This is a genomic window from Streptomyces sp. NPDC041940 (assembly GCF_055589465.1).
The window spans coordinates 175,738-183,715 of record NZ_JBVJBP010000018.1; the positions used below are offsets into that span (position 1 = coordinate 175,738).

The following is a 7,978-nucleotide window of genomic DNA, read 5'->3' on the forward strand; positions in this document are numbered from 1 at the left end:
TGTCAGTATTTCACCGTCATCACGGGCCTGCCAGTAGACAATTGACCGACCGGTATGTGCCCCATCAACCACTGGCGGCCGGGGTCGGCCCGGGTCAACCTCGACACCACGTCTCGTAGTTGGTCAGCTGTCGGCCCGGGCGCGACAACAGGCCTGCCCCGGCGAGCCGACTTATGATGAGTGCGGCGGTGAAACACAGGCCCTCGGCCTCGCGACACAGCCCGCAGGGACAGCGAATGAATCCCTCCCCCTCACCTCCACAGCACACCGACCTCCGGCTCCTGGGCCAGTTCCGCCTGGAGCTTCACGGCGAGCCCGTGCCACTGTGCGGCAACGCCCAGCGTCTCCTGGCTCTCGTCGGACTCCGCCGGCGGGTCTGCCGCTCTGTGATCGCGCAGACCCTCTGGCCGGACGCGACCGAAACACACGCCCGCGGAAGCCTACGGACAGCCCTGTGGCGCCTGAGTGGCGACGGCCACGAGGCCGAACTCGTCCACTGCACGCAGGAGTCGCTCATCCTCGGCCACGGCGTGAGAGTGGACACCCGCACCCTCGCCCGGACCGCACTCGCCATCATCCAGGGCCGCGATCCCCTTCATGCCGATCCTCCGCTGACCGGGTTTCTCGACCGGGGCGATCTGCTGCCCGACTGGGACGACGACTGGGTCGTGCTGGAACGGGAATGGCTGCGTCGGCTGCGCCTGCAAGCACTCGACACCCGGGCGGAGAGGCTTGCCCGGCACGACATGCCCGCCCTGGCCTTGGAAGCCGCGCTGGCCAGCATCCGCGTCGAACCGCTCCGCGAGGCCCCGCATCGGGCGGTGGTCTCGGCACATCTCACCGAGGGCAACCTGATCGAAGCGCTCCGGCACTACGAGGCGTTCCGGCACCTGCTGCGCACGGAGCTCGGGAGTGAGCCGTCCCCCCGGTTCACGCGGATGATCCCTCTCGGACGGAGCCGAGAACAACGGCGATGACGATGGGATGACGGCACGGACCGACGATCGAGGACGGGGCAACCCGTCCGGAAGGAGGCCGACGGTGAACGCTGTTCAGTATGCCCAAAGCAGCCTGATCGTCGATTTGATGCGGCAGCCCGCGGAACAGCGGGACACCAACTGGCTGCACAAGGCATTGCAACAGGCGATCCTCCTGGAGCTCGCCACCCTTCCCCCGTATCTGTGCGGCTGGTGGTCGATCAAGGTCCCCGGCGGCGGCAACCAGGTCTTCGGCACCCTGCGCACGATCGTCTTCGACGAGATGTCGCATCTCGGTATCGCGTGCAATCTGCTCACCACGATCGGCGGTACCCCCCGCCTCGCCGACGAGGCGCTGGTGCCGGTGTACCCGGGCCCGCTGCCCGGCGGGGTACGCCCCGAGCTCACGGTCTACCTGAGCGGCCTGACGACGGCATCGGCCAAGATGTACGCGAGTGTCGAGGAGCCCGAAGCCCCGGTCACGCAGGCGGACTCCGCGGCCTTCCCCTCGATCGGCGCCTTCTACACCGCGATCCTGGACGCTCTGCGCGCGAACCCCCGGCTCATCACCGGCGACCGGCAAGTGACCAGGGACATGACGCACCACGGTTCGGGAAACAGCCTCGAGGCACTCAGGACGCTCGGTGACGTCGAGTCGGCCATCACGGTCATCAAGGAGCAGGGAGAGGGCACATCCGCGTCGCCCGAGAACCCGTACCCGTTGGCAAGGGGCGAGCTCGCCCACTACTACGCCTTCATGGAGATCGCGCAAGGACACAAATGGGGAGACTCGACGACGGTGGTCCCGTTGCCGGAGCGTCTGCCCATGGGCGTCGTCCCTCAGGGAGGCTGGCCACGGACGGGACCTGACGTGCCCGCTGCCGATGTGACGGCCCTCCTCGACAAGTTCAACCGTGCCTACAGCGCCTTGCTGGGCATTCTCGAGGAGACCTGGAGGCAAGGCGATCCGGACCTGCTCGGCGAGGCTGAGACAAAGATGTTCACGTTGCGGGCACCCGCTCGCGAGCTGATGAAACGCGCGCTTCCCGACGACAGCGGCAAGACCTACGGACCGGAGTTTCGCTACGTGGCGCCGTGAAGCTCCCTGCCTCATCCTCTGAGAGGGACGATGGCTTGCTCGGAATCACCTTCCTCCCCCCGCCTCCGGCTGCTCGGTCAGTTCCGGCTGGTGAACGGCGGCCAGGCGGTGAATCTGTGCGGGAACGCGCAACGTCTGCTGGCCTTCCTGGGACTGCGCTCCTGCGTCAGCCGGACGCTCCTCGCGGGGACACTGTGGCCGGAGGCGACCGAGGCGCACGCCCGGGGCAGCCTGCGCAGCACCCTGTGCAAACTGCCACATGGCGACCGGGCGCTTGTCACCTGCAGCGGAAACACCGTGTCGATCGTCGACTCCGTGACCGTGGACGCCCATGAGCTCGCCGAGACGGCGCTGCGCCTGGTGCGCTCGTCCGGGGAGCCGCGCGACGAGCCGGTGCCGACGGTCTTGTTCGGTGAGGGAGAACTACTGCCCGGCTGGGACGACGACTGGGCCCTGTTCGAACGGGAACGGCTGCGGCAGTTGCGCCTGCACGCTCTCGACGCGCTGGCCCACCACCTGGCACAGGAGGGGCGGCACGCGCTCGCCCTGGAGACCGCGCTGATGAGCGTACGAAGCGAACCGATGCGGGAGAGCGCGCACCGGGCGGTAGTCGCCGCGCATCTCGCCGAGGGCAACGTGAACGAGGCGGTGCGGCACTACCGCGCCTTCTGCCGGGTACTGCGCGAGGAACTCGGCGTCCCGCCCTCACCGCTGTTCACCCGGATGCTCCCGCCGGCCGTCGGCGTGGGTCCGCCGCCCCGGGACCGCCCGGTGGACGGATGGCGGTGTGATGACGCTGGAGTGACGCGCGCCCCCTATCGTCGGTGAGTGGGACGGAACCGCCCCGCACCTACGGCCGGGTGGTCTGCCCCGCACTCCATAGTCATCCATGTCAATGGCCCCAGGGCAGGTGAACCTCCCATGACCACTACGTATGTCGACGCCTCCGCACCGTTCCGCATCATCGGACCGGACATGCCGGGCGAGCCGGGGGACGAGCGCGAGAGGTTCGCGCACCTCAGCAGGGAATATCCCAACGAGAACGCGGAAGCCCTCCAGCGGGGGTTTCTGCAGAGCAGGCTCCACATGGCGAGGACCGACCCGGACATGGATCTCGAAGAGCGCGACCACATGGCGTCCGCCCTGGCCGAGCAGTTCGAGAAGCACTTCGGCGTCACGGAACAGCCGGTGCCGACCCGTCTCGGCTACGGCTTCCTCTACTACCAAACGTTCAAGCGGGCCTTCGCGACAGGCACCTCGCTGGGCTGGGACATCATCTGCCCCGACACCCCGGGAGGCAACGTCAACAACTTCCTGTACCTGACAGCCATGAACCGCGCGGTCAAGGGGCTGGAAGTGTTCGTCGCCTACTACGCGCAGACCACGCCGACCCTCTGCGTGTGGGACTGGGCGCAGAACGCTCCAGTCCAACCGCAGCTGGAGGTGCCCTGGTCGTACTTGGGCGAGTACCGCAGGACTGTGAATTCGCATGGTCTGCCCCGACAGGTCATCGGTGTCACGATCACGACTGCGGAGTCGTCGCCCGGGAGGTGGACCAACATCGCGCAGCTCTACAACCATGTCCATAACCGCCACGACGTCATCTACCAGTTCGACTACGCGGCGACGCTGGCCCAGCAGACAGCGAAGAGCACGTTCGGGAACTGGGGGCCCATCGTGGAGACCTTCCAGCCCTTCTACTCGGGCACCCGGCCCATGGGGACCCTCGGTGCCTCCATCTGCACGCGGGACGTCAGCGGCAACTGGGGCCCCTGGGGGCTGCTCACGCCCAACCAGAGCTTCGTTCACAACGGCAACGTCGGCTTCCGCGTCGAATTCCTCGACCCCAACTACAACTTCGCGGTCAGGAGCTGATCCCGCGGGAGTCGACCGACATGTCCGAACCTCCGCCGCGCACTCCGCCGGACGCTGACGGGCCCGCGGGACCGCCCGGGGACCGGCGCGAGGAGTTCGCCCGTAAGTCCCGTCGGACTCCCCGGGATCTCGCCGCCGAGCGGGCCTTCGTGCAGGGCAGGATCGACATGATCCGCACGGATCCTCGCCTGACGGACGCGGAGAAGGAGCGGGCCGTCGCCGAACTCCAGCGGACCCTGCGGGCGCTCGATGGGCCCACCTCCGATGGCCCGACGTCCGACGCACACCCCTCGACACCGGACGAGCGCTGAGGAGCGTTGCTCTGACCCAGACCAGTCGTGGCCGAGCCCCTCCCACGCCGGCGGGAGGGGCTCGGCACAGGCACGCTGATCACTTCAGCGCGGCTGCTTCTTCGCGATGTTTCCGATGAACAGGTAGAGGGCTCCGAAGATGCAAACGGTCATGCCAAGAACGACCCAGCCTCCGGAGTTACCCGCCGCGATCAGGAATATCGAGAGAATCACTCCGGCGACAGCGAACACAGAGGCAAAGAGCATCCACCTCTTCACAGCCGCGCGTTGCTCCAACGACCATCCGACATTCGGCATCTGCATATCCTTCCTGTGGCCCTGTGGCGGGGCAATGGACACCCCGCAGAAGAATTACGTCTCTAGCCCCCGCTCACAGCGTTGCCGGCGATCTGCCCGGCGCTCCAGGAGATCGCGTAGCATCCGGCGGCGGCGCCCAAGGAGCCTCCCAGGGTCGCCGGCGCCGAGGCGGCGACCGCCGTTCCGCACGCGGCTCCCGCAAGCCCTCCGACCACTACTCCGGCGACGTCGCCCCACAGCGCTCGGGTGTCGCCTTGAGCAAGATGCGCGAGACCTGTGAGGCCGTCTCCGACGACGCCCAGTGCATCCACCAGCCCGAGGCCGCTGGGGTCGGCCTGATTGACGGGGTCGCCGCCCGCGTACAGGTAGGGATTCGCCTCCTGGCCGGAGGGGTCAGGCTGGGTGAAGCGGCCGAGGGACGGGTCGTAGTAGCGGTGCCCCATCTTGTACAGCCCCGTCGGGTCGAGGTAGGCACCGGTGTAGCGGTGGGGCTGGGGGACTGCCTCGGTGGTCGTGCCGCGGGGCAGGCCCGTGGGGCCGTAGGCATAGGTGTGGCTGCGCTTGCCCGCGTCGTCGACCAGGCCGAGGACGTTGCCCGTGGCGTCGGTGAGGTAGTAGTAGGACTTCCCCCCAGTCGTCATGGAGTTCAAGGTGCCCGCAGGTTCGCGGATGAATCCGGTGTCGACGCCGTTGGCGGTCGTGGAGGCCAGACCGAGCGCGGTGTGGTGGAACCAGGTCGAACCCAGCTTGGTGCGCTCGGAGTTGGTCGTGCCCGCGTGGACCAGGTCGTAGGACTTGCCGCCCGCGGTGCTGGAGGAGAGCTGGCTGTAGTCCGTCCAGGTCTCGTTCGTTCGGGCGGTGGCGCTCGCGCCGGAGGTCTCGTTGCCGAGCTTGTCGTGGGACCAGCCTGCGGTGGAGCCGTTCTTGCCGGTCAACTGGGAGGCGTCGTTGTGGGTGTAGGTGGTGCCGCCGGGACAGGCGCTCTTGGTGCCGTCCTGGCTGGTGAGGTTGCCGGCCTTGTCCCAGCAGTAGAGCCACGACGCCTTGCGGGCGCCTGCGGAGTCGGCTTCCAGGGCGTAGCGCAGGCGGTCCTGGGAGTCGTAGTCGTAGGTGGTCTTGTACTTGGTGAGGTTGTCGGTGCGGGTGCGGATCTTGGTGGTGTCCTTGCCCGCGGTGTTCTTGTAGCCGTACGCCAGGTCGACCAGCGTGGTCGAGCCCGAGGTGGTCTTGATGGCCTCGGGGCGGCCGTTCTTGTCGATCGTCGTCGACTGGGTGGTGCCGCCGGGGTAGACGGTCTTGGTGCGCTTGTCGTTGTTGTTGTGGTCGAAGTCGGTCTTCTTGCCGTCCGGGGCGGTCAGGTAGTCCAGGCGGCCGGCCTTGTCCCACGTGTAGTCGGTCTTGCCCGTCGGGTCGGTGTAGTGGTCGACCTCGCCGCCCGGGGTGTAGGCCAGCGCCGTCTGGGCGCCGTTCTGCAGGGTGCGGACGCTTTCGCGGTTGAGCTTGTCGTAGGTCCAGCCCGTGGAGCCTGAGGCGTCGGTGCGGGAGGTGACGTTGCCGTCGCCGTCGTAGGAGTAGGTGACCGTGGCGTTGGTGGAGGACACCTTCGTCACGCGGTCGCGGTTGTCGTAGACGTAGACGGTCTTGATACCGCGCCCGTCCGTGACGGTCTCCACCCGGCCCAGCGGGTCGTAGGTGTACTCCATCTTGCCCAGCGGCGCCGGCGGGGTGACGGTCTTGAGGTTGCCCTTGTCGTCGTACGCGAACGAGGTGACCTTGCTGTTGCCGTCCTTCGCCGTGCAGCGCTGGCCCTCGAAGCCGCCACAGGTCGGGGTGTCCTTGTTGTACGTGTACTCGCGGCTTCCGCCGGCGGTGCCCGAGGTGGTCACCGACATGGTGTTGCCGTTGGTGTCGTACTTGAAGGTGTCCTTGCGGCCGTCCGCGGTGGTGAAGTCGTTCGGCAGGTCGGTGCCGGCGATCGTCTGGTACGCCGTCACGGAAGCCGTCGCCCCGAGCGGGAGCTTCTGGGAGATGGTGTTGTTGCGGCCGTCCCAGCCGTAGGTGGTGGTGTTGCCGCCCGTGCCGTCCGCGCCCGTGCCCATGGCGTCGATCGCGCTCTGCACCAGGTGGTTGGTGTACTTGGAGTGGCGCGAGTGATCGAGGGGGTCGGTGACCTTGGTGACCTCTCCGTCCGCGTTGTGCAGGTACTTGGTGGTGTCGCCGTCGGGGTCGGTCACTGTCGTGGTTCCCGCGTCGGCCGGGGTGGCTGCCGTGTAGTCGTAGCGCCAGGTCGGACCTGTGTGACCGCCGCCGGAGAACTCGGTGGCGCGCTGCATGGAGGTGACGCGGTTGTGGTCGTCGTAGGTGAACAGGGTGACGGTGCCCTCGGGGGTGGTCACCTTGGTCAGGCGCCGTGAGGAGTCGTACGCGTAGGCAGTGGCCTTGCCGTCGGTGTCGGTGACCTTCGCCAGGTTGCCGGCCGGGTCCAGGTCGAACACGGCCGTGCGGCCCGTGTGGTCCTTGGCCTGCCACTGGCTGGCGTCCGTCTTCACCAGGTCGATCCACCGGCCCGAGCGGGTCTCGGTGAGTTTGAAGCCCTTGTGCTCGCTGCCCTCGTCGTGCTGGTCGATGGTGATCGTGCCGTCGTTCTTGTCCGTGACCTTCGTCAGGGTGCCGTGCGCGTTGTAGGTGTCTTTCGTGCCCGACTTGCGGTCGGTGAGGGTGTAGGTGCCGTCCGCGTTCTTCTTCAGGTCCTTGGAGTAGCCCGTCGGCGTGGTGTAGCCGCCGGTGGACGTCTCCTTGAAGCGCAGGGCGTCGCCGGTGGCGTCGTAGACGACCACCTCGCCGTCGCCGGCGTGGAGGTAGCGCTCGTACGCCTGCCACCAGCGCTGCGACAGCTTCCCCCACGGCGCTTCCAGGGAGTTGTAGGTGCGGGTGAGCTGGAGCTTCTGACCGACGCCGGCGATGTCGAAATCGGTCGCGGCGAGCATGAGGTTGCCGTCGGAGACATTCACCCTCGCCACCAGCGCATCGTTCAGACGCGTGTCAATGATGCGGTGCCAGGGCACCTCGCCCTGCCCCTCGGGAACGAACGGCACCGCCTCGGCAGCGGCCCCTGCACGCTCGGCGCCGGCCTTGCCGCCCGTACGGGCCTGCTGCGCCGCCCGCCACGCGGCGACCTCCGCCGACGGGTCGGCCTCCGCCTGGGACTCCGGTGCCTTGACCGATCCGGCCGGCGTCGCGGGAGCTTCTACCTTGGTCGGCTTCGTCCACGGACTCTCCGGCTCCGGCAGCTCCGGCTTCGGTGTGGCCGCCAGACCGGGTGCCGGGGGGGGGGGGGGGGGGGGGGGGGGGGGGGGGGGGGGGGGGGGGGGGGGGGGGGGGGGGGGGGGGGGGGGGGGAGGGGGGGGGGGGGGGGGGGG

The 7,978-nt window shown here is 68.3% G+C and carries 7 protein-coding genes; 5 read left to right on the forward strand and 2 right to left on the reverse strand.

Annotated elements, in window-relative coordinates; translation table 11 throughout:
• Window positions 1-236: 236 nt before the first annotated feature.
• The 5 genes from ACZ6I3_RS27690 (at window position 237) to ACZ6I3_RS27710 (ending at window position 4,262) form a co-directional block, all read left to right on the forward strand.
• Entirely contained in the window at window positions 237-977 is a 741-nt protein-coding gene (locus ACZ6I3_RS27690; RefSeq protein ID WP_469418243.1) for an AfsR/SARP family transcriptional regulator, read from the forward strand.
• A 64-nt stretch (window positions 978-1,041) separates the two neighbouring features.
• Window positions 1,042-2,076 (forward strand): ferritin-like domain-containing protein, encoded by a 1,035-nt coding sequence (locus tag ACZ6I3_RS27695; protein ID WP_469418244.1) that lies wholly within the window; start codon window positions 1,042-1,044, stop codon window positions 2,074-2,076.
• A gap of 30 nt (window positions 2,077-2,106) precedes the next feature.
• A complete protein-coding gene (locus ACZ6I3_RS27700; RefSeq protein ID WP_469418246.1) occupies window positions 2,107-2,904 on the forward strand; it encodes an AfsR/SARP family transcriptional regulator in 798 nt (265 codons plus the stop codon).
• A 93-nt stretch (window positions 2,905-2,997) separates the two neighbouring features.
• Window positions 2,998-3,951 carry a hypothetical protein gene (locus ACZ6I3_RS27705; RefSeq protein ID WP_469418247.1) on the forward strand — a complete coding sequence of 318 codons (954 nt, stop codon included), beginning with the start codon at window positions 2,998-3,000 and terminating at the stop codon, window positions 3,949-3,951.
• 20 nt (window positions 3,952-3,971) lie between these two features.
• The gene (locus ACZ6I3_RS27710) at window positions 3,972-4,262 is read left to right on the forward strand and encodes a hypothetical protein (RefSeq protein ID WP_469418248.1); all 291 of its coding nucleotides are present in this window, start codon (window positions 3,972-3,974) and stop codon (window positions 4,260-4,262) included.
• Between the two features lie 84 nt (window positions 4,263-4,346).
• Here the strand turns inward: ACZ6I3_RS27710 and ACZ6I3_RS27715 are convergent, their stop codons facing one another.
• Both ACZ6I3_RS27715 and ACZ6I3_RS27720 read right to left on the reverse strand, forming a co-directional pair.
• Window positions 4,347-4,559, reverse strand: a complete 213-nt coding sequence (locus ACZ6I3_RS27715) for a hypothetical protein (RefSeq protein WP_469418250.1) — start codon at window positions 4,557-4,559, stop codon at window positions 4,347-4,349.
• A 62-nt stretch (window positions 4,560-4,621) separates the two neighbouring features.
• Window positions 4,622-7,849, reverse strand: coding sequence for an RHS repeat-associated core domain-containing protein (locus ACZ6I3_RS27720; RefSeq protein WP_469418264.1), 3,228 nt, complete (start codon window positions 7,847-7,849; stop codon window positions 4,622-4,624).
• Window positions 7,850-7,978 lie beyond the last annotated feature (129 nt).

Excerpts from the sequence above, each read along its gene's own strand:
- ACZ6I3_RS27690 (WP_469418243.1), top strand. The coding sequence starts at position 237 with ATGAATCCCTCCCCCTCACCTCCACAGCACACCGACCTCCGGCTCCTG.
- ACZ6I3_RS27700 (WP_469418246.1), top strand. The coding sequence starts at position 2,107 with ATGGCTTGCTCGGAATCACCTTCCTCCCCCCGCCTCCGGCTGCTCGGT.
- ACZ6I3_RS27705 (WP_469418247.1), top strand. The coding sequence starts at position 2,998 with ATGACCACTACGTATGTCGACGCCTCCGCACCGTTCCGCATCATCGGA.
- ACZ6I3_RS27710 (WP_469418248.1), top strand. The coding sequence starts at position 3,972 with ATGTCCGAACCTCCGCCGCGCACTCCGCCGGACGCTGACGGGCCCGCG.
- ACZ6I3_RS27715 (WP_469418250.1), bottom strand. The coding sequence starts at position 4,559 with ATGCCGAATGTCGGATGGTCGTTGGAGCAACGCGCGGCTGTGAAGAGG.